We start from the raw sequence: 25018 nt of genomic DNA, 5'->3' as shown, positions 1-25018 counted from the left end.
GCGTATGAGGATATTCTCTTAATATCGGGGATTCAGACCTGCTCATTATATATAAAAATGCTTCCCGGAAAGGCCCGGACCAAAGAAGACCTCAGTAACCCTTTCTCAAAACAGGTGACTTTTCACCCTCCCCCTGTTAGCTTCATCTGATGATAAAAATCTGTTCAGTATCTTCTTATGCGTTAATTATTATCACCTGCCCCTGTCAGGTGGGATAACGCTCGTCATTTTCCCGCCGATAAGGCGGGCCTTACCGGTAATCATCCAGTGAGGCAAACCATGAATACGGATACACCTGTCAAAGCAGTAAAACCAACTCTTCACCTTTTATGTGGAAAAATCGCTTCGGGTAAATCCACGTTAACTGCAAGATTGGGGGCATCGCCAGGCACGATCATTATCAGTGAGGACACGTGGCTGGCTGCGCTCTATAAAGATGAAATACAGTCCGTCGCGGCGTATGTGCAGTGCGCAGCAAAGATCAAAAATGCCATGAAGCCACACCTGGTATCCTTACTGAACGCTGGTGTTTCGGTCGTTCTGGATTTTCCGGCAAATACACGGGCGAATCGTGAATGGATGATGAGTATCATTACGGCGTCGGGTGCTAATAATTGCCTGCATTATCTCAACGTCTCTGACGATATATGCAAAGCCCGTTTACGTGCCCGTAACGCCGAAGGCGCACACGATTTTGCGGCAACAGATGAAGAGTTTGAAATGATAACGCGTTATTTCACAGCACCGAGTGCAGATGAAGGGTTCACTATTATTGAATACAGCTAAAATAGTGAACCTGAGCCGTCAGCAGACGGCTTTTTAATGCCCGTATTTATTCAAAGCATTTTCTCTACGTTATCTAACCAGTCGGGAAGATGTTCTTTGTACCAGTTAAGATACAAAGGAAAGGTTGATTTTTTCCGCTCATAAAGCAGCGTAATCACTTCGGTGACGATCCATGCTTTAGCAATAGCCATTTCCCTCGCCAGCGCTGTGGAATTACGCTGACCCGATAACTGGCAATAGCGTTCAGCAAGATCAGTAAAGGCGTGTTTCGTTCCCATTCCTTTTATAAGGGGAGCCAGATCGATGGCCGGGCTTCCTCTTCCAAACCTTTCCCAGTCGAAAAGCACCACATCACCGTTCGCTCTTCTTCCCCAATTACCGGCATTGCTATCGCCAGAAATCAGATTCTGATAACCAAACAAAACATCGCTACACTGCCGGAAGTGCCGAAATTGTCGTGCACTTTTGTCGGGTAATGCCAGGAGCAGAAGAGCGTGCTCAAGCGCGGAGTCTGACCATGCATGGTTGTGGTAAAGCCACTGCGGACTGGCGGTGTATCGATGTAAGTTTCCGAGCATAGCGAGTATTTCATCTGCGCAGACTTCATCCTGGTCAACTTCACGGGGGATATATTCCAGTCTTAGCCTGCGTAACTCAGGATCGGCAGATAACAGTTTTGGTACCGCAACGCCTGCGTGGGTGAGTGCATTGGCAGCCTGTTGATAAAAATGGTACTCCACCTCACCAACAGGACATTTCTCGATGAACTGATAACCCGCTTCATCCACAAGAAGCGCCACTCTGGCTACCCCCATTCGGGATAGATTTTCAACTGACATAGCTCACTCCCTCATCAGGTATTTTTCTGGTACTCCGGTGTTTAAAGCGATGGCATTTATGCGCGAATAAAATCGACAAAGGCCCGCAACGCGGTCGGCAGATTCCGCCGCCCGGAGTAGTAGAGGAAAAATCGCCCCGGCGGCGCGCTGAAGCTATCCAGTAGAGACACCAACCGACCCGCGGCTACCTCTTCTCTCACCATCGCCTCGTAAACGTAAGCAATGCCTGCACCGTCGCGTGCAGCCTGAATCATTAACATATCGTCGTCGAACACCAATGGGCCAGCAACAGCGACGGTCAGCGATTTTCCTGAGACCAGAAATTCCCAGTGATAGTGGCGGCCACTTGGAAAACGGCGGCAAACACAGGCGTGCTCCAGCAGTTCGTCCGGCGTTTTCGGCGCGTCACGCAATTTCAGGTAAGACGGCGACGCAACACAAACGAAACGTTGCGGCGGGCCGACAGGGACAGCCACCATATCTCCGGCCAGGCTTTCGCCAAAACGGATACCCGCGTCAAAGCCACTGTCCACGATATCAGCCAGGCCGTCGTCAGTCACAACGTCGACTTTTACGCACGGATACTTCGCCACAAATCCCGCCAGTATCGGGGCCAGCACCAGCCAGGCCGCCGGACGCGGTACATTCAGACGCAGCGTGCCTGCGGGTACCGCCTGTAATGCCGTCACGTCGGCGAGCGCATCGGCGACATCACGCAAAGCAGGAGCGAGCCGGGCCAGCAGGCGATTGCCTGCCTCGGTGGGCGTAACGCTGCGGGTGGTGCGGTGGAGCAGACGCACGCCCAGTCGCTCTTCAAGTCCACGCATGGCATGGCTCAGGGCCGAGGCAGAGACACCCCGCTCAGCGGCCGCTTTACGGAAGCTTCGATGCCGTGCCACGGCTTCAAAGGCGTCAAGTTCATGCAGATCGATTGTCATATTGATGAGAGTTATTCAGCAGTTCATCAAACATAACATGGCTTATCGCCTGCTATCTACCGTGACACACTGGCGCCGTCTACTTGATTGAGGAGTTAAACCATGCAACACAGAAGACTGGGGAATGCCGATTTCACTATCTCACCTATCGGGCTGGGAACCTGGGCCATCGCGGGGGCGGGCTGGGAATTTGGCTGGGGAGCGCAGGATGACGAAGAAAGCCTGTCCGCGCTGGAATACGCCGTGGAACGCGGCGTGAACTGGATCGACACCGCCGCCGTTTACGGTCTGGGTCATGCCGAGGAAATTGTCGGAAGACTGCTGCGCCGGGTGCCGGCTTCGCGCCGTCCGTTAGTCTTCACCAAAGGCAGCCTGGTCTGGGATCCGATAAGTCGGCAGATTTCGCACTCCCTGGCACCGGATTCGTTGCTTCGGGAGATTGACGCAAGCCTGCGCCGCCTTCGGACAGAAACTATCGACCTGTATCAGATCCACTGGCCTGCCTTCCCGGCAGACGGCCCGGATGACGGCATTGAGGCGGCGCTCTCAGTGCTGGACAGGGCTCGTCGGCAAGGAAAGATCCGCGCCATCGGCGTCTCCAATTTTAACGTCGCACAACTCAAGCGCGCCCGGGCCGTTACGGAGATTACCTCGCTCCAGCCGCCTTATTCAGCACTCATGCGCGAGGTCGAATCTGACATTCTGCCCTTCTGTGAGCAAACGGGTGTCGGCGTCATCGCCTATTCGACCCTGCAATCAGGTTTGCTAAGCGGTGCGATGACGCGTGAACGCATCGCCCGCCTCCCCGATGACGACTGGCGCAAAACCCGCAGTCCGGACTTTCGGGAGCCACGGCTGACCCAAAACCTTGCGTTGGTGGAAACCTTCCGTCGGATTGGCGATCGCCACGGGCTGACACCCGCGGCGGTGGCGATTGCCTGGGTGCTGAGACAGCCTGCCATATCCGGTGCGATTGTCGGCGCGCGCCGCCCGGCACAGGTCGACGGTCTGCTGGGGGCTGCCGGGTTCAGACTGAGCGAGGACGAACTGGCCGAAATCGCGCCGTTTCTGCCCGAAGGCATGGGCACCAATGTGCCAGAAGAAACGGCGTCCTGAATAGCGTCCCTTTATCCTTAATGGAAAAGGTCGCCACTTCTCACTCAGCGCTTTGGGCTGTTCATCCGGCACAAAGCGCACTCTTTTGCCGGGTATTTATACGGCGACCGGTTTTGTCCGCACGCCGACAAATACAATGAACATCGCCGTCAGCAGCAGTAACCCGCTGCCGGTGAAGACACCGCTTGCCCCGCTGACGTCGAATATTGCCCCACCGCCTGCCGCGCCCGCGCCAATGGCAAGCTGCACCGATGCCACCAGCAGCCCGCCCGCGCTTTCCGCCTCATCCGGCACGGTCGTCGCAAGCCAGGTGCTCCAGCCTACCGGCACCATGCCAAAGGCAAAGCCCCACAGGGTAACCAGCAAGCCATCCAGCAACGCCAGATGCCCAAACAACACCATCGCAACCGCCATCAGCCCCATTCCAAACGGCACCAGCGCCAGGGTCAGGTGTAAATTGCGCGATAGCAGATGCCCGGCGAGGGAGGTGCCGACAAAGTTTGCCAGCCCAAATCCCAACAGGATCAACGAAATGCTCTCCACACTCACCTGCCCGACTGTCTCCAGAAAAGGTCGCAGATAGGTGAAGAAGGCAAAATGTCCGCTGAAAATCAGAATACTCGCCAGCATCCCGCCCACCATGCCCGGTCGACGCAGTACGCGAAACAGTGCGCTCAGGCTGCTACTGTGTTCCGGTTTCATGGATGGCAGCACCCATAATTGCCACAGCAGCGCCAGCGCGCTCGGTGCGGTTGAAAGAAGAAAGACATTACGCCAGCCAATAATACTGCCCAGATAGCTGCCGAGCGGTGCGGCGACGACTGTTGCAAGCGACACGCTGGAAAAGATAATCGCCAACGCTTTTGGCACCTGGGCGATTGGCACCAGCCTTAGCGCGGTGGCGGTCGACATCGCCCAGAAGCCGCCAATCGCCACGCCTAACAGCAGACGCCCAAGCAGCAACACATGCAGCGAGGGGGCAAAGGCCACCAGCAGACTGGAGACGATTTGCAATACCGAAAAGAAAATCAGCACCCAGCGACGGTCGATATTTTTCGTAGCGGCGGCAATCAACAGCCCACTCAGCAGTGCCACCAGTGCCGTGGCGGTCACCGCCTGCCCGGCCATCCCTTCGCTTACCCCCAGACTCGCCGCCATGGGCGTCAATAAACTGGCGGGTAAAAACTCGGCGGTAATCAAACCAAACACCCCAAGCCCCAGTGAATAGACGGCTCGCCAGGCGGGCTTTACGGGCGCAGTCACCTCTCTCACCGCAACATCTGCATTCATTTGTTCTCTCCCGTCATAAAATGTGACCTGTGTCGCAAAGCATAGGAAGTTCCCCACGGACGATCTATGACATATAATCTCCAATTATTGATAATTCGTCCGGAGTTGTAGCGATGGCGGTTCAGACACCCGATCTCATCAGCGAGTTACTGCGCGGTATGCGCCTTTCTGGCGTGAAATACCGCCGCTTTGAGGCCAGCGCGCCGTTCGGTTTCGCCTTCGACGCCGCGCCCGGTAAAGCACAGTTTCATTTCGTTAGCCGTGGCCCGGCGGTACTACGGATGGAGAGCGGTACCCGTTTTGCGCTCAACAGCGGCGATGCGCTGTTTATTCCCAACGGCAACGCTCATGCCCTGCTCTCGGATGACAACGCGACGGCGACGCCGGTCTCCGCATTTCAGGGCGAAGCCATTTGCGGCTCGGTCTGCCAAATCACCTGCGAACCCTGCAAAGGCAGTGAAAACGTGGTGATATTCAGCGGTTGTATGGATTTCGAACTGGGCGGGATGCAGCCGTTGATTAAAGCGATGCCGGAAGTGATGATGGTCAGTAAGCTGATGTCAACCTGGCCGGAAATTCACCCCCTGCTTGCCGCCATGGAGCGCGAATCAATGACCCGTCAGGTCGGGTTTGCGGGTATCCTGGCGCGGCTGGCGGATGTGGTGGCAGCGCTGATTGTACGCGGTTGGGTGGAAGCGGGTTGCGGCAAAGCCACCGGCTGGGTGCAGGTGCTGCGCGACCCACGGCTGAGCCGGGCGATTTACGCCATGCATCAACAGCCGGGCATTAACTGGAGCGTGGCGGATCTGGCAAAAGAGGCAGGAACATCCCGCTCTGTCTTTGCCGAACGTTTCCTCTCTGCCACCGGTAGCACCCCGGCAAAATATCTCAGCGAGCTACGTATGCGGCTGGCGATCCAGTACATTAGTCATGAAAACCAGGCTATCGAAACCGTAGCGCTGCGACTGGGCTATGGTTCGCTCGCGGCATTCAGCCGGGCCTTTAAGCGCATTGTCGGCCACCCGCCGGGCGCCCTTCGCGAGACCGCCCAGTCACAGCCGGAGTTATGAGGGTTTGCACCGGTTGAAGACTACTGGCGAAGATGTCCGGCAATCATCTCTGACAAGGCGTTTTCTTCACCCAACCGGGCGAGCCGTTCTGTTATGGCATCAAAATACCGATCATCGGCTTTTGCCACGCAGATGGCCTGTTGAATTTCGGTGAAATCATCCTGCAACACGCGAAAGCCTGGATTGTTTTGGGCTGCGGCCTCAAGCGGCTGGCGAATACCGGCGGCCATCTCACCTTCCCCCGCTAAAAAAGCATCAATCGCCGCCTGAGAAGATGAAAGGCGGTTCAGCGTTGCATGATGTAACTCGCGTGATAGCCAGAGGTCATAGGCCGCGTTCTTACCCACATTGATGACGACACCCGGCTTATCCATATCGCTAACGCTTCGCCAGTCACTCTGTTCGCGCACCAGCAAGGTCCCTTTAATGGTGATATACGGGGACGTAAAGCGCAGGCGATCCTCGCGTTTGGGATCGATTGCCAAAAAGGCAATATCCCAGACGTCCTGACCGGCGTCCTCAACCACCTTCCCGGCGGCAGGATAAGTGATGAATTCCGGTCGGCAATGCAGATGACGGGCGATATCTTTTGCCAGTTCAACGGTGATACCTGCTGGCTGACCATCAGGCGTCAACGAGGCCAACACAGCATTACCTAAATTGATGGCAAAACGCAGGGTGGGTAACGTTTCATCTGACATGAGCTTCTCCTGTGCGCAACGCGGTGTGATCGGTTCTCCCGTCAGGAAAAGATAGCAACAGGCCGTTCGTCATGCGCGGGCAATCTGCAATTGAATTGCCCGCGCATGATTGCTACGCCCCACTTTCCAGCCGCTGGCGCTTACGAAGATTAGGGAACCACTTCATCCACAGCGCCACCACCACCAGCGTACCGATACCGCCAATGGCCGCGGCAGGCACGGCACCAAGCCAGGCGGCAAGCATCCCGGACTCGAACTCACCCAATTGATTTGAAGTATTGATAAAAATGGAGTTCACCGCGTTGACGCGCCCGCGCATCTCATCCGGCGTGTCGAGTTGTACCAGCGAGCCACGAATGACCATGCTGACCATATCACAGCCGCCCAGCGCAAAAAGCGCCAGCAGCGACAGCCACATCCAGCTCGACAGCGCGAAAACCAGCGTGGCAACACCAAACCCCGCCACACTCATAAACATGATCATCCCGACATTGCGCTTAAGCGCACGATGGCTTAACCAGAAGCCCATCAGCAACGCCCCCACGGCAGGGGCGCTACGCAGCACGCCCAGACCAATGGGGCCGGTGTGCAGCACATCGTGAGCGAAAATCGGCAGTAGCGCCGTTGCCCCGCCCAGCAGGACAGCAAAGAGATCGAGGGAGATAACCCCTAAGACATCCGGGCGCTTACGGATAAAATCGACACCGGCAAACAGTGAGGAAAGCGTCGGCGGGGTACGCGGCGGCAGCGCCTGCTCATAGCGCAACGTCAGCACCAGCATTAACGAGAGCAGATACAGCCCCGCCGTCACCGCATAAACCACCTCCGCACCAGCCGCATACAGGAAACCGCCCAGTGCAGGCCCGACAATCTGCGCCGCCTGGCCGGATACCGCGTTGGCGGCCGTAGCTCGCGGCAAAATCGAGGTGGGCACCAGTGCAGGTAGCATTGAGATCATCGCCGGTGATTCAAGGGTTTTCGCCGAAGAGATAATAAAAATCAGCGACAGGATCACCCCAACACTGGCATCCCCTTTCCAGGTCAGCCAGGCGAGGAGCGCAATGGCCGCCCATTCCAGTATCTGACCAAACATCACGACCCGACGGCGATCAAACTGGTCGGCAATATGTCCGGCGGGCAGTGCGAGAATAACGGAAGGGAAAAATTGCACCAGGCCTATCATGCCCAGCCAAAAGGCACTGTGGGTTTGCGAATAGATTTGCCAGCCAACGATGATAGACAACATCTGAAAGCCGAAGCTTGAGCTGGTGCGCGCCAGCCAGAACGAGACGAATGAGCGATGTTGCAGTAAACGGCCATCGTTGCCGGACAACAGTGGTGCCATAGAAAATCCTATAAAAGTGGTAAGCCAGGACATGATGTTTGCCCGGCGGTGGTTCCTGGTTCCCGTTTAGTGAATGCGGTAGCGCCTGGGATACGCATAGCATTATTCAGTACATGTCAGTTAAGTGGACCAGGTTCCATTCACTAATGCTCATGTGAACTCTGTCACGATCAGCCTCGTGAACGGGTAAAGGGGGCCACCGCGGCCCCCTGCTCAATCCCCGCGGCCCCATCGAGGGTAGCCACGGGTTTCATTGCGTCCAAAATGGCTGTGTCGTGGACGGAACCTTTCCTTCTCGCTAATATAACGTCCCTTCCCACTCTTATTAATGCCCCGCCGCTGGCGCTGCCCCCGGCGCACCGGCGCGAATAAACGGCGGTTTCGCAAACCAGATAATCACCACCAGCACCATAAACCCCCACCCCAACAGCCAGAAATAGTCGATGGTCGACATCATATAGGCCTGCTGTTCGATGGTTTTATCCACCGCGGCAAGGTGCTGCTGCGTGACGCCCCCCATCTTATTGAGGTAATCCATGGCAGGCGGGTGATACATCGAGACACTCTCGGTCAGATTCGCATGGTGAAAGACCTCACGCCGCGACCACAGCCAGGTCGTCAGTGACGAGGCAAAAGAGCCTCCCAGCACGCGGAAGAAAGTCGCCAGACCGGAGCCTTCCGCCACTTCATTGCCATGCAGGTTCGACAGCACAATCGTGGTGATCGGCATAAAGAACAGCGCTACACCGATACCCATAAACATCTGCACTTCGGCGATAGTGCGAAAATCCACGCTGGTGTTGAACTGCGCACGCAGCAGACACGACACTCCCATGGTCAGGAACGACAGCGACGCCAGAATCCGCAGATCGACCCGGTTGGCATAACGCCCCACGACAGGCGTGAGCAGCAGCGGCAGGAAGCCCATCGGCGCCGCCGCCAGCCCCGCCCAGATCGCGGTGTAGCCCATCTGGGTTTGCAGCCACTGCGGCAGAATAATGTTGATGGCAAAGAACGCCGCGTAGCCGAGCATCAGTGTGGTGGTGCCGATGGCGAAGTTGCGGTCGGCAAACAGCCGCAGGTTCACAATCGGATGGCGCTCGCCAAGCTCCCAAATCACAAAGGAGATCAGCGCAATCGCTGAGATCACCGACATAACAATGATCTCGGTCGACGAGAACCAGTCGAGATCGTTGCCTTTATCCAGTACCACCTGCAACAGACCCACCCCCAGCACCAGCAGCATAATGCCGATGTAATCAATGGGGGCATGGGTGGTGGTCTCCTCACGTTCGCGCAACTGCGTCCACACGACGATGGCCGCAAAAATACCGATCGGCACGTTGATATAGAAAATCCACGGCCAGGAGTAGTTATCGGTGATCCAGCCCCCGGTAATCGGCCCGACGATGGGCGCCACCACGGTCACCATCGACAGCAGCGCCAGCGCCATGCTGCGTTTGGTGGTCGGGAAGATAACCAGCAGCAGCGTCTGGCACATCGGGAACATGGGCCCGGCGAAAAACCCCTGCAGCGCACGGAAGATAATCAGCTCGGTCATGCTATGGGCAAAGCCGCACAGGAACGAGGTCAGAGTAAACAGTGTGACCGATCCAACAAACAGCTTAAGTTGCCCAAAGCGCCGGGTAAACCACCCGGTCAACGGCAGTGCAATGGCATTACAGACTGCAAACGAGGTGATAACCCAGGTGCCCTGGTCCGAACTCACGCCAAGGTTGCCGGCGATGGTCGGCAACGCCACGTTGGCGATGGTGGTATCCAGCACCTGCATGAAGGTCGCCAGCGACAGCGCAATGGTGGCGAGCAGCAGGCTGGGTGGCGTAAAGGCCGCCTTATCTTGCATAACGCCCCTCTTAGCGGCTGCTTGCCGCTACGGACTGACTGTTGTCATGAAGGATTTTCGCCACCATCTGATCGGCTTTATCCAGCGCGTTCTGGTACACATCGGTGGTAAAGCGCGGTGCTGCGACCGTTTTTTGCGGCAGCAGATGGCCTTCGGTGTCGCGGATATCCACTTTGGCAAACATCGACAGCCCGACACGCAGCGGATGTTTCTCCATATCGTGCGGGTCGAGGGTTATACGCACCGGCAGACGCTGAACGATTTTGATCCAGTTGCCGCTGGCGTTCTGGGCCGGCAGCAACGAGAATGCGCTACCAGTACCAATACCTAAGCTCTCAATGGTGCCCTGATATTCCACTTTATCGCCGTACAGGTCGGCGGTCAGGACCACCTTCTGCCCCAGACGCATGGTGTCCATCTGGCTCTCTTTGAAGTTGGCATCCACCCAGACCTGATCCAGCGGGACGATCGACATCAGCGTCGTGCCGGAGTCAACGCGCATCCCCAACTGGACCGCGCGTTTCGCCACAAAACCGCTGACCGGCGCCACAATGGTGCTACGGGCGTTATCCAGATAGCGCTGGCGCAGGGTTGCCACTGCGCTTTTAATTTCCGGATGGCTGTCGATGACCGTGTCATCCACCATCGCCAGGTTGGTACTCAATGCCTGTTGCGCCGCCGCTAAATCGCTTTGCGCCGTGGCCACGGCATCGCGATAGTGCGACATATCTTCTGCCGCAATCGCCCCGCTGGCAAAAATCTTCTGTCGACGCGCGAAGTCGTTCTGCGCGGTTTGCAGGGCCACTTTTTTCGCCGCCACCTGAGCACGGTAGTTGTCTGCGGTGCTGTACAGACCGCGGACCTGACGCACGGTGCTGGCCAGGTTGGCTTCCGCCTGTTGCAGGGCAATTTGCGTGTCGCTGGGGTCAAGCAACACCAGCGGCTGGCCTTTGGTGACGTAGTCCCCTTCATCAACGGCGACCTGGGTGACCGTTCCTGCAATTTGCGGGGTCAGTGTCACGAGGTTGGCATTAACGTAGGCATCGTCAGTGGTTTCGTAATAACGGGCATACAGGAAGTACCATGCCAGGCACCCGGCGGCAATAAGCACCAGGATAACCAGCAGTATGGCGAAGTTGCGCTTACGTTTGCTGGGTGCGCGTTCTGGTTGGGCAGATGACTGTGCAGATGAATTTTGCATCTTTATCGTAACCTTATTCAGGACAACTTAACGATGGGGTTTGGTGGCCTCGTCTGGCAGCATTTTGATCAATAGCTGTACCAGCAGGCGGGATTCTTCTGGGGTCAGACGGGCAGTCAGCGAGCCAAGAATGGAAGACAGTGCTTCGTTCTGAAAACGATCGCAAATTTTCTGCCCTTTCTCAGTCAGCGCCAGGATAACCTGACGTTTGTCTTCTGGATTGGGGGTGCGCAGGATCAGTTCGCGCTTCACCATCCGCTCGAGCATCCGGCTCATGGCCCCGGCATCCATCAACAAATTTTTGCTGACTTCAAGCGGGCTGTTGAAACCTTTGTAAATGCTGATCAGGACCTTAAATTGCGCAGCGGTGATATCCGTGTCGGCAAAAAAGTGGCTGATAAGCTGGTCTTTAAACTGGTTCGCCAGATGAATCAGTAAGCCGAGATGGAGCTTAGGATTAGGGGTATCTGTAACGTCTTTCATGTTATTTGCCTGGTCAATAATTACAAATGAAATTACTGACCAGGCAAATTTTTGTCAACGTGGTGTCAGCAAAAGAGCACAAATCTATACATTCTGAATGGTGCGTTTCGCGCCGCTGCGCTTATAGCCGAAGACAGTTGCGCCGTTTTCGGCGGTCCGGCGGGTCGATTTGCAGACGTTTCAGGGGTTCAGTGATAAACAGACAGGAGACAGCGCCCAGGATTTCTTTCGGTGACATATTGATGAGGATGCACCACCCGATTTTGCCGAAGCCTTTGGCAAAGAACGCAATGCTCATCACCACGACCAGCACGAAAACATCATGTCATCAAATCAATCCATTAGCAGGATTACGCCTGCTGAACTACAAAAAGTCAGTCAGCAGGCAACTACGCTCACTTACTAATCTCACTCACTTTTCATCGGCATGAAGCATTTTTATCTCTTCAGTATGCCGCTTATTAAGGTTGATTTGGCACTGATAAATATAGGGCCAGTAATCATAGGTATCCTCACCGATTTGCGACCCAACGCCTAAACAGAAGTTCTTGCGATACTCTTTCCATGAATTTTGCGACTCCAGGAAAAGCTTACTGAAGACATCACCAATGGTCAGTTGAGGATCCTGACTGTTATATACGGGCCCAGTATTGTTCTCCTTTATTTGCCCGATTGTTTTGGCAATTAACTCATCCATGCTTTTATTGCTTTTGTCACTAAGAGCGTGTAAGCATTCAGAAGCTTTTCCACGGTCAGCATTCTTATGCCAACAAGTATCAGTTTCTGGCCCGGCGATAATATCTGCTTTTTCAGCACTGAAGGCTGACGGAGCTAAAGCCAATGAAATAATCGCTAACATTATTTTCTTCATTGTAAATACCTGATTCTGTGTCTTGTAGGCTCATAACGCATGAGTGATGAATCTTCCCGGATGAAGTTAATAAGCGCTGTTCTGCCAGCAATTGCAGCCTCGATTAAGCTTGCTGGATGTCTTATGCCCTTGTAAAAAATATCGACAACGACATCTTTTATTTTCTGGTCGAGTTGATCCCATGAGGGTGCGTTCGTTTTTTTGCTGCTGTTTTTTCATAAAAAGGTTTGGCGTAATTCTTTTTCTCTAAATAAGAACGTTTGAATAACTCAATCTGCTGCACATAGCTTAGCTCACCAAATAGCAGCCATGTGGTATTGAATTGCGACTGTTTATGTAGACACTATTGTGGGGAGAGTCCAAAGTCCAATAAATGTCCGCTCATCGCTCAAAACTGTCGTAAATCAAAATAGCTGAGATTGATGATAGCGTCCGCCCCTCGCCCATAATGACCTTATTGTTTTTTATCCTTTTTCAATACTTTCACGCCCAGAACGTTTTTTCGTCCCGTTCATTATTTGTTCTCTGTTTCATCATAAAACGATCACACGCAATCCCCGTAATGTTGGGCATTCTCGTGAAAAATCTGGATGACACATGAACAGCGCACTGGCAGAACACCCGGAAACCCTGGCGCCCTCGTCGCACCACTTGCACAGCGCCCCGCTGCATAAAGTGCTGAGCGTCAAAAACTTAAGCAAATCCTATAACAGCCATCAGACCGTGTTACAGGACATCAGCTTTGACCTGCACAGCGGTGAGATGGTCGGCGTGATTGGCCGCTCCGGTGCCGGTAAATCCACCCTGCTGCATGTGCTCAACGGAACGCATAGCGCGACATCCGGTGAGATCCTGAGTTTCCCCGATGTCGGTCTACCGCGCGACGTTTCCCGCCTTAAAGGCCGTGAGCTGAGCCAGTGGCGCAGCCAGTGCGGGATGATTTTTCAGGACTTTTGCCTGGTGCCGCGTCTCGACGTGCTGACCAACGTACTGCTGGGCAGGCTTAGCCAGACCTCAAGCTTTAAGTCGTTGTTCAAAGTCTTTACAGCCGAAGATCGCGCGAAAGCTATTGCGCTGCTGGAGTGGCTCAACATGCTGCCGCACGCGCTGCAACGTGCGGAAACCCTCTCCGGCGGTCAGATGCAGCGCGTGGCAATTTGTCGGGCGTTAATCCAAAACCCCTCGATTTTACTGGCGGATGAACCCGTCGCCTCGCTGGATCCCAAAAATACGCAGCGCATTATGCGCGTGTTACGAGAAGTGAGTGAGCAAGGCATCAGCGTGATGGTAAACCTCCATTCCGTGGAACTGGTAAAGGAATACTGCACGCGCGTTATCGGTGTTGCACAGGGACGGATTGTTTTTGACGCCTCCCCTTCTGCGCTGACGCAGGATGTTTTGCACACGCTTTATGGTGATGAAATAAGTCAACTGCATTAATTCTTCCTTCAATTGAGACGACACAGGCAATGACAATGAAAAAGCATATTTCAGGCGCATTACGTTTATCGGCATTGATGACAGGACTTCTGCTGGCGTGGCAGGTGAACGCGGCTGAACAACCGAAGGAATTAAATCTGGGTATCCTCGGCGGGCAGAACGCCACCCAGCAAATTGGCGATAACCAGTGCGTAAAAGACTTTCTGGACAAGGAACTGAGCGTCGACACCAAATTGCGTAACTCGTCTGACTACTCTGGTGTTATTCAGGGCTTGTTGGGCGGCAAAGTCGACGTGGTGCTGAGCATGTCGCCTGCATCGTATGCTTCGGTCTATATCAACAACCCAAAAGCGGTGGATATTGTGGGCCTCGCCGTGGACGATAAAGACCAGTCGCGCGGCTATTATTCTGTGGTTATCGTCAAAGCAGACAGCCCCTATAAGAAACTGGAAGACCTGAAAGGCAAACCGTTCGGCTTCGCTGATCCGGATTCCACCTCTGGCTTCCTGATCCCGAACCAGACGTTCAAACAGCAGTTCGGCGGCACTGCCGACAACAAATACAACAACTTCTTCTCCAGCGTCACCTTCTCCGGCGGCCACGAGCAGGACATTCTGGGTGTACTGAACAATCAGTTCGCGGGCGCAGTAACCTGGACTTCTATGGTCGGCGACTATAACTCCGGCTACAGCGTGGGCGCGTTTAACCGACTGATTCGTATGGATCATCCGGATCTGATGAAACAGATCCGCATTATCTGGAAATCACCGCTGATTCCGAACGGCCCAATCCTGGTGAGCAATAGCCTGCCGGCTGATTTTAAAGCCAAAGTGATCACCGCCGTCAAAAAACTGGATACCGACGACCATGCCTGTTTCGTCAAGGCGATGGGCGGCACCCAGCACATCGGTCCTGGCAGCGTGGAAGATTACAAACAGATTATCGATATGAAACGTGAGCTGGTGACCGCACGTTAATTCGCACTCACGTGCGTTAAAAAATAGCCCCTGGCTGTACGCCCGGGGCTTTTGTTCGAGTGTTGTCTCCGCCTGAGACCGGTTAGCCATGAACACGAATACGTCGTTTGAGCAGTATTACCAGAACATCCGAATGCGCCAGAAACGTGACACGGTCGCCTGGTCGCTCGTCTTACTCGCACTCTATTTTACTGCCGGAAACGCAGCGGAATTTAACCTGAACACCATCTGGCATTCACTGCCGAATTTCTTCGACTACATGCGGGAGACCATGCCGACACTGCATGTATCCACGCTCTTTGCCGACAGCCATACAAAGGGGTCGCTGGCCTACTGGGGCTATCGCCTGCCTATCCAGTTGCCGCTTATCTGGGAAACCCTGCAACTGGCGCTGGCAGCCTCGCTGGTATCGTTTGTCCTGGCAACGGTATTCGCTTTTTTGGCGGCAGGTAACACCTGGTCGCCGCCGCTGGTCCGTTTTGGTATCCGCGCGCTGGTGGCATTTTTACGTACCATGCCGGAACTGGCGTGGGCGGTTATCTTTGTGATGGCGTTTGGCATTGGCGCGATCCCCGGTTTTCTGGCGCTTATGCTGCATACCGTTGGTAGTCTGACCAAGCTCTTCTACGAAGCGATTGAAAGCGCTAATGACCGCCCCGTGCGCGGTCTGGCCGCCTGTGGCGCGAGCCATTTTCAACGGGTCCGCTTCGCCCTGTGGCCACAGGTGAAGCCCCTTTTTCTCTCCTATGGATTTATGCGCCTTGAGATCAACTTCCGCTCCTCCACCATTCTGGGGCTGGTGGGCGCTGGCGGCATCGGCCAGGAGCTGATGACCAATATCAAACTTGACCGCTACGATCAGGTCAGCATCACGCTATTGCTGATTATTGTCGTCGTTGCGGCACTGGATACCCTGTCTGGCCGTCTGCGCCAGTGGGTGCTGGGGGGTGGAAAATGAGTCACTGGCAGGCCGCACCCGATGTGGCATTAAGTCGTCAGCAACATAAGACGTTATTTCAGGCGCAGGGGCGTTATTTGCGCCGTCTTGGACTGATTGCCCTGGCGGGGTTGCTCTATTACGTCTGGTTTTTTGCCCGGTTCGGCATTCCCACCGATCAGGCACTCAACGGCATCACGCAAATTGGCCATTACATCCTGCGTATGTTTGTCTGGCATGACTTTATGCACTGGCCGTTTCGCTACTACTTCACCCAAATTGCCATGACGCTCGCCATCGTCTTTGCCGGGACCCTGACCGCCACCTTTATCGCGCTGCTGCTCTCCTTCTTTGCGGCACGTAATATTATGAAAGGCGGTATCGCCGGAGTGGTGGCGTTTTTAATGCGTCGCCTGTTTGATATGTTGCGCGGTGTTGATATGGCTATCTGGGGGCTTATCTTTGTCAGGGCCGTGGGGCTTGGGCCACTGGCCGGGGTGCTGGCGATCATCATGCAGGATACCGGATTGCTGGGGCGTCTGTATGCGGAAAACCACGAGGCGGTGGACCGCTCACCGGCACGCGGGCTGACAGCTGTCGGTGCCAGCGGTCTGCAAAAACACCGCTTTAGTACCTTTACCCAGTCCTTCCCCACGTTTCTGTCGCTCAGCCTCTACCAGATTGAATCGAATACCCGGTCAGCGGCGGTGCTGGGCTTTGTCGGCGCGGGCGGGATCGGCCTGATTTACGCCGAAAACATGCGCCTGTGGAACTGGGATGTGGTGATGTTCATCACCCTGATTCTGGTGGCGATCGTGATGGCGATGGATGCGGCGTCCGCCTGGCTGCGACGCCGCTATATCGCCGGAAAGCCGGTTCCGCTTTATAAAGCGCCGTAGCGGTTTAGTCCAGACGCCAGTTCAGCACCGGCCAACGGTGCTGTTCTCCCCGGGCGGCGAGCTGTGAACAGGGATTGACCAGGAAAACCTCGTCGGCACGCAGACACAGGGGCAGATCATTAATTGAATCGGTGTAAAACGTCAGCGGACCATTGGCTTGCGGATGCGCGTCGAGCCAGTGGTGAAGGCAGGTGATTTTGCCCTCCTGATAGCTCGGGGTGCCGTCAATGATGTCGGTATAGCAGTCGTTATCCATTTTAACCTCAATACCAATGGCGTGCCGGATACCCAGCACAGGCGCGATTGCCTTCACCAGCAGGCTGACGGAAGCCGAGATAATCAGCATCGGCTGATGTTGCGCCTGTAATAACTGGATAAGCGCGAGCGCCTGCGGGTAAATACGCGGACGGATGTCGGTTTGCACACAGCGCGCCACCAGTTGGTCAACGTCATCACGGCTGAGTCCGATGAGCGGAGAGAGGATCAGCGCAACGTATTCCTGCAAATCCATCTCCCCCCGTGCGTAATCGAGCATCAGGCGTTCTTCATGCAGCAAATATTCCGGGTCGCTGACATACCCTTCGCGGACCAGAAAACGGCTAAAGATGGTGCTGCTGTCGCCATCTATCAGCGTATTGTCCAGATCGAATACGTAAAGCGGTTGCGACATTGTGGCTTCCTTTTTATCCGTTTTGGACGCACAGACTGACAAAAATATATGACATCACGATGTTGAGCGGTGCATTTTTTATGCATTGAAAAATGGCGATTTTACAAAAACAGGCACACGCTTGTGATCGGGGCAATACCGCTTTGTACCGGTCTTGATCAATGATGAGTCAATAAGAGCCGTTTTTATTTTAATTCCCCACAAACGGTGTTGCTTATAAAAAAGGAATTGGCTATCAAATCTGTAGATTCATTCAAATACCTCTAACTGGAAGCAGTGTATATCGTAACGAGACTCACTAGTGCAAATGGAGCCAGATATGAGCATGTCAGAAGATACGTCCCCGGAATCCTCCGCAGGCAAATGCCCTTTTCATGAAGGCGGCGCAAAACCCGCGAAGAAAAGCAGTGTCACCACCAACCGTGACTGGTGGCCAGAGCAATTGCGCGTGGACCTGCTTAATCAACATTCCAACCGTTCCAATCCTTTAGGCGAAAGCTTCAATTATCGTGAAGAGTTTAAAAAACTCGACTACTCCGCGCTAAAAGCCGATATCAGAAAAGTGCTGACCGACTCTCAGGAGTGGTGGCCTGCTGACTGGGGTAGCTATATCGGGCTGTTCATTCGTATGGCCTGGCACAGTGCCGGGACCTATCGCACCATTGACGGACGCGGCGGTTCAGGCCGCGGGCAACAGCGTTTCGCTCCGCTCAACTCCTGGCCGGATAACGTGAGTCTCGACAAAGCGCGCCGCCTGCTGTGGCCAGTGAAACAAAAATATGGGCAGAAGATCTCCTGGGGTGATTTGATGATCCTCGCCGGTAACGTGGCGCTGGAAAACTCAGGCTTTCGCACCTTCGGTTTCGGCGCTGGTCGCGAAGATGTCTGGGAGCCGGATCTCGACGTAAACTGGGGTAATGAAAAAAACTGGCTTGAGCACCGCCATCCAGAAAGCCTTGCCCAACAGGCCATCGGCGCCACCGAAATGGGGTTAATTTACGTCAACCCGGAAGGCCCGAACGCCAGCGGTGAACCCACCTCCGCCGGAGCGGCCATCCGTGCGACCTTTGGCAACATGGGTATGAACGATGAAGAGATTGTCGCCCTGATTGCCGGTGGGCATACGCTGGGGAAAACCCACGGTGCGGCCTCAGCCGACCATGTTGGCGCCGAGCCGGAAGCGGCGTCTATTGAAGCTCAGGGCTTAGGCTGGCAAAGCAGCTATGGCAGCGGTGCGGGTGCCGACGCCATTACCTCGGGCCTTGAAGTGGTCTGGACACAAACCCCCACCCAGTGGAGCAACTACTTCTTCGAGAACCTCTTCAAGTACGAGTGGGTACAGACCCGCAGCCCGGCCGGGGCGATTCAGTTTGAAGCGAAAGATGCGCCGGACATCATTCCTGACCCGTTCCACCCGGAGAAAAAACGCAAACCGACCATGCTGGTGACGGACCTGACGCTGCGTTTCGACCCGGATTTCGAGAAAATTTCCCGCCGCTTCCTGAACGATCCGCAGGCCTTTAATGAGGCCTTCGCCCGCGCCTGGTTCAAACTAACCCACCGCGATATGGGGCCAAAATCCCGCTACATTGGCCCGGAAGTGCCGAGCGAAGATCTGATTTGGCAGGATCCGCTGCCTGCCGCCATCCACCAACCGAGCGATCTGGACATTGCCAGCCTGAAAACGGCGATTGCCGAATCGGGTCTGTCGGTGAGCGAGCTGGTCTCCGTAGCCTGGGCGTCTGCGTCCACCTTCCGTGGCGGTGATAAACGCGGTGGCGCCAACGGCGCGCGTCTGGCGTTAGCGCCACAAAAAGACTGGGAAGTGAATGCGACGGCGGTCAAAGTACTGCCAGTACTGCAAGAGATTCAGCAGGCGTCCGGTAAAGCCTCGCTGGCCGACGTCATCGTGCTGGCAGGCGGCGTGGGTATTGAGCTTGCGGCTGCCGATGCAGGCGTGAAAATCAGCGTGCCGTTCACACCGGGCCGCGTTGATGCCCGTCAGGATCAGACAGACGTTGAGTCGTTCAAATGGATGGAGCCGCTGGCCGATGGGTTCCGCAACTATCGCCGCGTGGCAGATGAGATGCCGACCGAAACGCTGCTGATTGATAAAGCCCAGCAGTTGACGCTGACCGCGCCGGAGATGACTGTTCTGGTTGGTGGCCTGCGTGCGCTGGGTGCCAACTACGACGGCAGCCGGCATGGCGTCTTCACCGACCGCGTTGGCGTGCTCAGCACCGATTTCTTCGTGAATCTGCTGGATATGCGCACCGCGTGGAAACCGGTTGATGAGAAAGCGGAGCTGTTTGAAGGCCGCGACCGGGCCAGCGGCGAAGTGAAATATACCGCTACCCGTGCCGATCTGATCTTTGGTTCTAACTCGATTCTGCGTGCGCTTGCCGAGGTGTACGCCAGCGACGATGCCAAAGAGAAGTTTGTCGCTGACTTCGTCGCCGCATGGACGAAGGTGATGAATCTCGACCGTTTCGATCTGCAATAACCGACAACCCGGCGAGACCTCTCGCCGGGTTTATTGTTTTCCCCGGCGAGATGGCGACTCGCTATCTCCACCTTAACCTTAATCAATAAGGCGCGTCTCATCGGCCTCATAGCGTAAAAAATCAAAATGAGCTTCGTGTTGATGAAGCAGGCCATCCACACAGGCCAGCCCGAAAAATGCGCCGGTAAATTCCCCATACTGGCTATATTCATCAGAAAATGCCGTTGTATCGTAGCGCTCGCCGATCGGCTGAAAATCACCGTCACACAATGACCAGTAACAGGTTATATCCCGCCCTTCTATGCGCATCTGGAGAAATACCGGGCTGCTGCCAGCCCTGACAGGCCGGGCAATATCATGCCGCTGACCATTATCCACATGAATCACCGACAGCACGGATCCCCCGATCGATGCATCCCAGGTCTGCAACAGATAGAGATAGTTCATGTTGTCGTAATAGAGCACCAGACCTGCGCTGTGCTGATAGACCTGCGGGGAAAAGACGAGACGGGTGGTGATGGTGCAATAGACCGAGGTCAGCTTCTTTGCCAGCAGGCTCACTTTGTTGGTTGAACTTAGCGACTCCTGTCCCCGCAACGTGACATGACTTTCGCGTTTGTGCAGTGAGGCGAAGCGGCGAAAATCGATGCGCGGCGCATAATAACGGTTGTCCAGATCCGCTTTATCAAAATGATCTGTTGGCATGGAAGGCGCAAACGGGCTGGGCGGTAAGACCGATGGGCTGACCTTATGCCTGGCAATATTGCCGCCCTCTTTTAACCTTAACCAGTTATCCGGCGTCCAGTACATCGCCTGGATCGCGGTTTCACGACCAAGGGTGCAGCGTCGTTCATCACGAAACGGTCGACTGCACAGATGTACCAGCCAGACCTCACCCTCAGGAGTCTCAACATAGCTGCCGTGCCCGGCTTTTTGCAGATAAGTGTGTGGGTTAAAGTACTGTGGTTTGAGGTGGTTCGCATCGTGGCGTTCATTAAAATTTTCACTGTACGACGTGACAATCGGGTTTTGTGGGTCGCTTTCATACGGTCCCCAGACATTTTTTGACCGCCCCATCGTCACCGAGTGCCCGTATCCGGTGCCGCCTTCCGCCGTCATGATGTAGTAGTAATCGCCACGTTTCGTCAGATGTGGCGCTTCGATGCAGCCCCGGTCGGTACCGCCGGACCAGACGCGCTGAGGGAAACCAATAATGGCTTTTTGCGCCGGAGAATACTCAACCAGGCAAATAGCGCCGGGTTTTTCATAATCGGGGCGAGTTTCCCACTCCAGCGAGACAATCCATTTCCGCCCGTCGGTGTCATGCAGCAGTGACGCATCAAAACCGGCAGAGTGCAGATAGACGGGCTCACTCCAGGGACCCGTTATCTCTTTTGCGGTAATCAAATAATTGTCGACATCAAAATAGCGTGCATTCATAGAGTTCATGACGCCATAGATGACATAGAACAGTTGCTCTTCTTCGCACCAGGTCAGGCAAGGTGCCCAGATACCTTTGGCGGAGGGCAATTTACGCAGGTCGGGGGCATTATCATCCTGCAAAACATGCGTCAGCAATTGCCAGTTTTTTAAATCTCGCGAATGATAAACCGGGATCCCCGGAAACCATTCAAATGAAGAGACGGCGACATAATAATCATCACCCCGGCGACAAATACACGGATCGGGATTAAAGCCTTTGAATATCGGATTCTCAATCATAAATAACCACTTTTGTCCGTTATTAACATATTCTGTTATTCCTGATTTTACCGCCCGCATTTTTACTGAGGTATATGAAACGACCTCGTAAATATAAGAAGTGTCTCCCCGGCAGGTGATCTTTTTCACAGAAATAAAAGTACAGAAAATAAAAAGCACAGAAATAAAAAAAGCGCCATTATCTCGATGGCGCTGGCAGGGAAAATACGGCCCGTGCTATCAACGGTCAGTAGGGATCTGCCGAATAAGAGAAATAGTCGAAATCCGCATAGGCTCGTTCACCGGTCAAATCCTGGCAACACATGCCCACAAAGGTGCCGGTGAAACGCTCGATACCGCGTTCTTTAAAATATTCATCGGACAATTTACTGTATTCCACATAGTCCCCGACAGGGAACCACTCGGACTCATCCAGAGAATAATAAAACCACGCCGCATCGCCTCGCACACAGGCTTTGAGATAGACGAGCCCCTCCTGGGCAATACGAATGCCATCGCCGGTAATCATCGTGAATTTATTCAGATCATTAACCATCAGGTTGATGGTCCGGTACCCCTCTTCGTCACAAGAAATATTCAGGTACAGGTAGTTTGTCGTATCGTAAAAGCAGACCAATCCGGCCATTTGCTGAAACGCGCGCGGGGAAAAATCCACGCAGGTTTGCGCAGTATAAGCAACATCCGTTTGCCGCCGTGCCAGCAAACTTTGGTAATGACGAGAGCTGAGAGACTCGCGTCCGTACAGACGCAACCAACCTTTCCTTTCCCGAAGCGAACACATCTCCTCACCAAGGGGAATACGCAACGACTGATAGTGCAGCGGCAACGTCGGGGCATCAAAATCGTCTTTTACAGGCAGCGCGGGCCAGGGGCGTTCTTCCAGACGCGTGTGGACCACGCTTTCCGGCGTCGTCCTCTCATTTAGCAGCCGCAACCAGCCCTCTTCATTCCAGTACACTCGTTGAATGGCGGTTTCGCGCCCCATTGGGCTACGTCCTTTTGTTGGCAACGGCCTGCCACACAGATGAACAATGAACATCTCACCGAGCGCATTTTCAAACAGATCCGCATGCCCTACGCGCTGTAGCGGTAGACGGCAGTCGTAACGCGAGGTCATCATCTGGCCGATGGGGTCCGTTTCGTAGGGACCAAAGAGACTACGTGAGCGGGCCATCGTCACGCCATGGTTGTAGAAGGTGCCCCCTTCGGCCGTCAGTAGATAAAACCAGCCGTTGTGTTCGTAGATATGTGGCCCTTCCGTGGTCCCCAGCGCGCTACCCGCGTAGATTTTCCGGCACTCCCCTACCAGCCTGTTTTCCCGCGCGTCATACTGCTGAATAATAATGCCGTTCCACTTGGGAAAACCCGGTTTTCCGCCCTCCAGGTGGCTCATCTCCATGCTCAGCAGCCATTTCGTCCCATCGCTGTGGTGAAATAAAGACGGGTCAATGCCACGGCTGTGAAGATAGGCTGGCTCTGACCACTCACCTTCTATATCGTCAGTCGTCACCAGATAATTGTTCGCATCCCAGAAACGCCCGGCAACATTTTTAACATCGCTAAAAATCAGGTAAAAGCGCCCGTCGTGATAACTCAGACATGGCGCATAAACACCACCTGAATCCGGATTCCCGATCATATCAAGCTGGCTTCTGCGGTTTAACGGATAGGCTACCCGCTGCCAGTTTTTCAGGTCGTAAGATTTATACAGACTCACCCCTGGAAACCACTCGAATGTTGATGTGGCCATATAATAAACCTCGCCAACGCGGATAATTGACGGGTCCGGGTTAAAACCGGGAATAATAGGGTTAGTAATAGCGGCCATAATGGCGACTCCTTGTTATCGTCCGTAATAAATCGTTAGTGCCTGGCGGGCGCTTTTTGCGCAGCAATCATTACTCCCTGGTTATCGGGCTCTTCGTTACTGCGGTATTTTTTCAGAATTAAAATCAAGCTCAGAATCAACATTGCCGGAATGACCGTAAAAATGAGCCGGATAACCAGAGTCGCTGATTCGGTCTGTACGGGCGTGTTGCCAATATAACCGCCCAGGGTCAACAGCCAGCCAATAATGGCACCGCCGATAGCAATCCCAATCTTAATGGCAAAAATATTGGTAGAAAAAACCAGACCACTAAGCGATTTGCCAGTTTTCCTTTCCACACTATCAATAATGTCGCTCAGCAGGCTCCATTGCAGAGGCGTCGCCGTAGAGTTGATAAAGTGAATAACGCCAATCACAGCGCAGGTTACAATGATGTAGTCGGCAGGTACAAAGAACAACGTAATCATCACTGCCGCCTGTACCGTCATCGCGACTTTATAAGCCTGTAAGCGGTCAAGTTTTCCATACAATGTGGTCGTGAACATCGAACCGATAAATTTCGCGCCAAGGATAATAGAGAGCACCACGCTGACCAGATCCGGGCGATGCAAATAATAATTCACGAAGTACATAGCCCCGCCAGTTTTTAATATTCCGGCAACCAGGTTGACAACGTTGAGGCTAAAAATGCAGCGCCAGTTCTGGTCTTTCAGCAGTATTGTAAGCTCTTTGTAGATGCCGCTAAATTTCTGGGTTTTATCAACCTTTTTAACGTAGCGCTCTTTGGTCATCGCAAAACACATCAGGAACATAATGGTGCTCAGCGCGCCCATCAGGATCATGCCGTAGAAGTATCCCTTTTGCAGATCGCCATTGCCTAAAATTTTTGTCAGAGGCAGCGCCACGGCAGACACAATAATGCCGCCCAGGGCTGCAAAGGCAAAGCGGTACGATTGCATTGATACCCTCTCTTTCGCATCCCTGGAGAGGTTATTGATCATCGCGCAGTACGGAACATTCACCAGAGAGTAAAAAAGCGACAGCGTGGTATAGGAGACATAGGCGTAGATAATTTTACCGGTTTCTCCGAAATCAGGCGTATAAAACGTTAAGGCGCCAAAAATACCAAACGGCAAGGAAAACCAAAGTAAATAGGGACGAAACTGCCCGTATTTGGTTTGCGTATGGTCAGCTAAATAACCGGCGTAAACATCAGCAAAGGCATCAAAGACGCGGACAACCAGAAACATCGTTCCCATATGAAATGCGCTGAGGCCGTACACATCGGTATAAAAATAAGCCATAAACAGCATGATGGTTTGCCAGATGATATTGGATGCACCATCGCCCAGGCCATAGCCAATCTTTTCCTTAAACCCTGCTTTATTCATAACAATACCTTTATTTTTCAAGGGATATTCAGCATGGTGAAACAAGCACCGTCTTCACGTTATGAAAAATAGGCTTAATGGTGAGCAAAGAATGTATTCTTTGGCGGAGTTTATATGATTTTTTTGCGCAGTCATGGAAACAGCGAT

The 25018-nt window shown here is 54.0% G+C and carries 22 protein-coding genes; 8 read left to right on the top strand and 14 right to left on the bottom strand.

The window, feature by feature from the left end; translation table 11 throughout:
* The first annotated feature begins 279 nt into the window (after positions 1-279).
* The gene (locus IP582_RS10200) at positions 280-786 is read left to right on the top strand and encodes an ATP-binding protein (protein WP_193795847.1); all 507 of its coding nucleotides are present in this window, start codon (positions 280-282) and stop codon (positions 784-786) included.
* Between the two features lie 50 nt (positions 787-836).
* On the opposite strand, the gene IP582_RS10195 is transcribed toward IP582_RS10200, so the two are convergent.
* Together IP582_RS10195 and IP582_RS10190 are read right to left on the bottom strand one after the other, a co-directional pair.
* Positions 837-1625 carry a phosphotransferase gene (locus IP582_RS10195; protein ID WP_193795846.1) on the bottom strand — a complete coding sequence of 263 codons (789 nt, stop codon included), beginning with the start codon at positions 1623-1625 and terminating at the stop codon, positions 837-839.
* A 56-nt stretch (positions 1626-1681) separates the two neighbouring features.
* Positions 1682-2563, bottom strand: a complete 882-nt coding sequence (locus IP582_RS10190; RefSeq protein WP_228007963.1) for a LysR family transcriptional regulator — start codon at positions 2561-2563, stop codon at positions 1682-1684.
* 102 nt (positions 2564-2665) lie between these two features.
* Between IP582_RS10190 and IP582_RS10185 the strand changes: the two genes are divergently transcribed.
* Positions 2666-3679, top strand: a complete 1014-nt coding sequence (locus IP582_RS10185; RefSeq protein WP_193795845.1) for an aldo/keto reductase — start codon at positions 2666-2668, stop codon at positions 3677-3679.
* A 96-nt stretch (positions 3680-3775) separates the two neighbouring features.
* Here IP582_RS10185 and IP582_RS10180 read toward each other — a convergent pair whose 3' ends face one another.
* Positions 3776-4969 carry an MFS transporter gene (locus IP582_RS10180; protein ID WP_193795844.1) on the bottom strand — a complete coding sequence of 398 codons (1194 nt, stop codon included), beginning with the start codon at positions 4967-4969 and terminating at the stop codon, positions 3776-3778.
* A gap of 113 nt (positions 4970-5082) precedes the next feature.
* Between IP582_RS10180 and IP582_RS10175 the strand changes: the two genes are divergently transcribed.
* Positions 5083-6039 (top strand): AraC family transcriptional regulator, encoded by a 957-nt coding sequence (locus IP582_RS10175; protein ID WP_193795843.1) that lies wholly within the window; start codon positions 5083-5085, stop codon positions 6037-6039.
* A gap of 20 nt (positions 6040-6059) precedes the next feature.
* Here the strand turns inward: IP582_RS10175 and IP582_RS10170 are convergent, their stop codons facing one another.
* The 7 genes from IP582_RS10170 to IP582_RS10140 form a co-directional block, all read right to left on the bottom strand.
* The gene (locus tag IP582_RS10170; protein ID WP_193795842.1) at positions 6060-6740 is read right to left on the bottom strand and encodes a transporter substrate-binding domain-containing protein; all 681 of its coding nucleotides are present in this window, start codon (positions 6738-6740) and stop codon (positions 6060-6062) included.
* A gap of 112 nt (positions 6741-6852) precedes the next feature.
* Positions 6853-8085 (bottom strand): MFS transporter, encoded by a 1233-nt coding sequence (locus tag IP582_RS10165; protein ID WP_079496658.1) that lies wholly within the window; start codon positions 8083-8085, stop codon positions 6853-6855.
* Between the two features lie 325 nt (positions 8086-8410).
* Positions 8411-9949 carry a DHA2 family efflux MFS transporter permease subunit gene (locus IP582_RS10160; RefSeq protein WP_193795841.1) on the bottom strand — a complete coding sequence of 513 codons (1539 nt, stop codon included), beginning with the start codon at positions 9947-9949 and terminating at the stop codon, positions 8411-8413.
* 10 nt (positions 9950-9959) lie between these two features.
* A complete protein-coding gene (locus IP582_RS10155; RefSeq protein ID WP_193795840.1) occupies positions 9960-11150 on the bottom strand; it encodes an efflux RND transporter periplasmic adaptor subunit in 1191 nt (396 codons plus the stop codon).
* Positions 11151-11177: 27 nt separating this feature from the next.
* Complete coding sequence (locus tag IP582_RS10150) at positions 11178-11633, bottom strand: MarR family transcriptional regulator (protein WP_071196112.1); 456 nt, start codon at positions 11631-11633, stop codon at positions 11178-11180.
* A gap of 121 nt (positions 11634-11754) precedes the next feature.
* Positions 11755-11931: a hypothetical protein gene (locus tag IP582_RS10145; RefSeq protein ID WP_193795839.1), complete on the bottom strand. Its 177-nt coding sequence runs from the start codon at positions 11929-11931 to the stop codon at positions 11755-11757.
* Positions 11932-12045: 114 nt separating this feature from the next.
* On the bottom strand, positions 12046-12504 hold the full coding sequence (locus IP582_RS10140; protein WP_193795838.1) for a lysozyme inhibitor LprI family protein: 459 nt from the start codon (positions 12502-12504) through the stop codon (positions 12046-12048).
* A 597-nt stretch (positions 12505-13101) separates the two neighbouring features.
* Between IP582_RS10140 and phnC the strand changes: the two genes are divergently transcribed.
* From phnC to phnE (IP582_RS10120), 4 genes are all read left to right on the top strand, one after another.
* Entirely contained in the window at positions 13102-13944 is an 843-nt protein-coding gene (phnC, locus tag IP582_RS10135; RefSeq protein WP_193795837.1) for a phosphonate ABC transporter ATP-binding protein, read from the top strand.
* Between the two features lie 35 nt (positions 13945-13979).
* Positions 13980-14921: a phosphonate ABC transporter substrate-binding protein gene (gene phnD, locus IP582_RS10130; RefSeq protein ID WP_193795836.1), complete on the top strand. Its 942-nt coding sequence runs from the start codon at positions 13980-13982 to the stop codon at positions 14919-14921.
* Positions 14922-15009: 88 nt separating this feature from the next.
* The gene (gene phnE, locus IP582_RS10125; protein ID WP_193795835.1) at positions 15010-15879 is read left to right on the top strand and encodes a phosphonate ABC transporter, permease protein PhnE; all 870 of its coding nucleotides are present in this window, start codon (positions 15010-15012) and stop codon (positions 15877-15879) included.
* Positions 15876-16757 carry a phosphonate ABC transporter, permease protein PhnE gene (gene phnE, locus IP582_RS10120; protein ID WP_193795834.1) on the top strand — a complete coding sequence of 294 codons (882 nt, stop codon included), beginning with the start codon at positions 15876-15878 and terminating at the stop codon, positions 16755-16757. Before phnE (IP582_RS10125) ends, phnE (IP582_RS10120) begins: the two co-directional genes overlap by 4 nt.
* 4 nt (positions 16758-16761) lie before the next feature.
* Here phnE (IP582_RS10120) and IP582_RS10115 read toward each other — a convergent pair whose 3' ends face one another.
* On the bottom strand, positions 16762-17427 hold the full coding sequence (locus IP582_RS10115; protein WP_193795833.1) for an HAD family phosphatase: 666 nt from the start codon (positions 17425-17427) through the stop codon (positions 16762-16764).
* A gap of 319 nt (positions 17428-17746) precedes the next feature.
* Between IP582_RS10115 and katG the strand changes: the two genes are divergently transcribed.
* Positions 17747-19930 carry a catalase/peroxidase HPI gene (katG, locus tag IP582_RS10110; RefSeq protein ID WP_193795832.1) on the top strand — a complete coding sequence of 728 codons (2184 nt, stop codon included), beginning with the start codon at positions 17747-17749 and terminating at the stop codon, positions 19928-19930.
* Positions 19931-20008: 78 nt separating this feature from the next.
* Here the strand turns inward: katG and IP582_RS10105 are convergent, their stop codons facing one another.
* The 3 genes from IP582_RS10105 to IP582_RS10095 all read right to left on the bottom strand — a co-directional run bounded on the left by IP582_RS10105 (position 20009) and on the right by IP582_RS10095 (position 24871).
* On the bottom strand, positions 20009-21652 hold the full coding sequence (locus IP582_RS10105) for a glycoside hydrolase family 43 protein (protein ID WP_193795831.1): 1644 nt from the start codon (positions 21650-21652) through the stop codon (positions 20009-20011).
* Between the two features lie 226 nt (positions 21653-21878).
* Positions 21879-23480, bottom strand: a complete 1602-nt coding sequence (locus IP582_RS10100) for a glycoside hydrolase family 43 protein (protein ID WP_193795830.1) — start codon at positions 23478-23480, stop codon at positions 21879-21881.
* Between the two features lie 35 nt (positions 23481-23515).
* The gene (locus IP582_RS10095) at positions 23516-24871 is read right to left on the bottom strand and encodes a glycoside-pentoside-hexuronide (GPH):cation symporter (protein ID WP_193795829.1); all 1356 of its coding nucleotides are present in this window, start codon (positions 24869-24871) and stop codon (positions 23516-23518) included.
* Positions 24872-25018: the final 147 nt, after the last annotated feature.

Origin of the sequence: Citrobacter sp. BDA59-3, assembly GCF_015167655.1 — a bacterium.
Taxonomy (GTDB): Bacteria; Pseudomonadota; Gammaproteobacteria; order Enterobacterales; family Enterobacteriaceae; genus Phytobacter; species Phytobacter diazotrophicus.
Note: the sequence above shows the minus strand (reverse complement) of the source record. Positions and strands in the feature narration are given on the sequence as shown.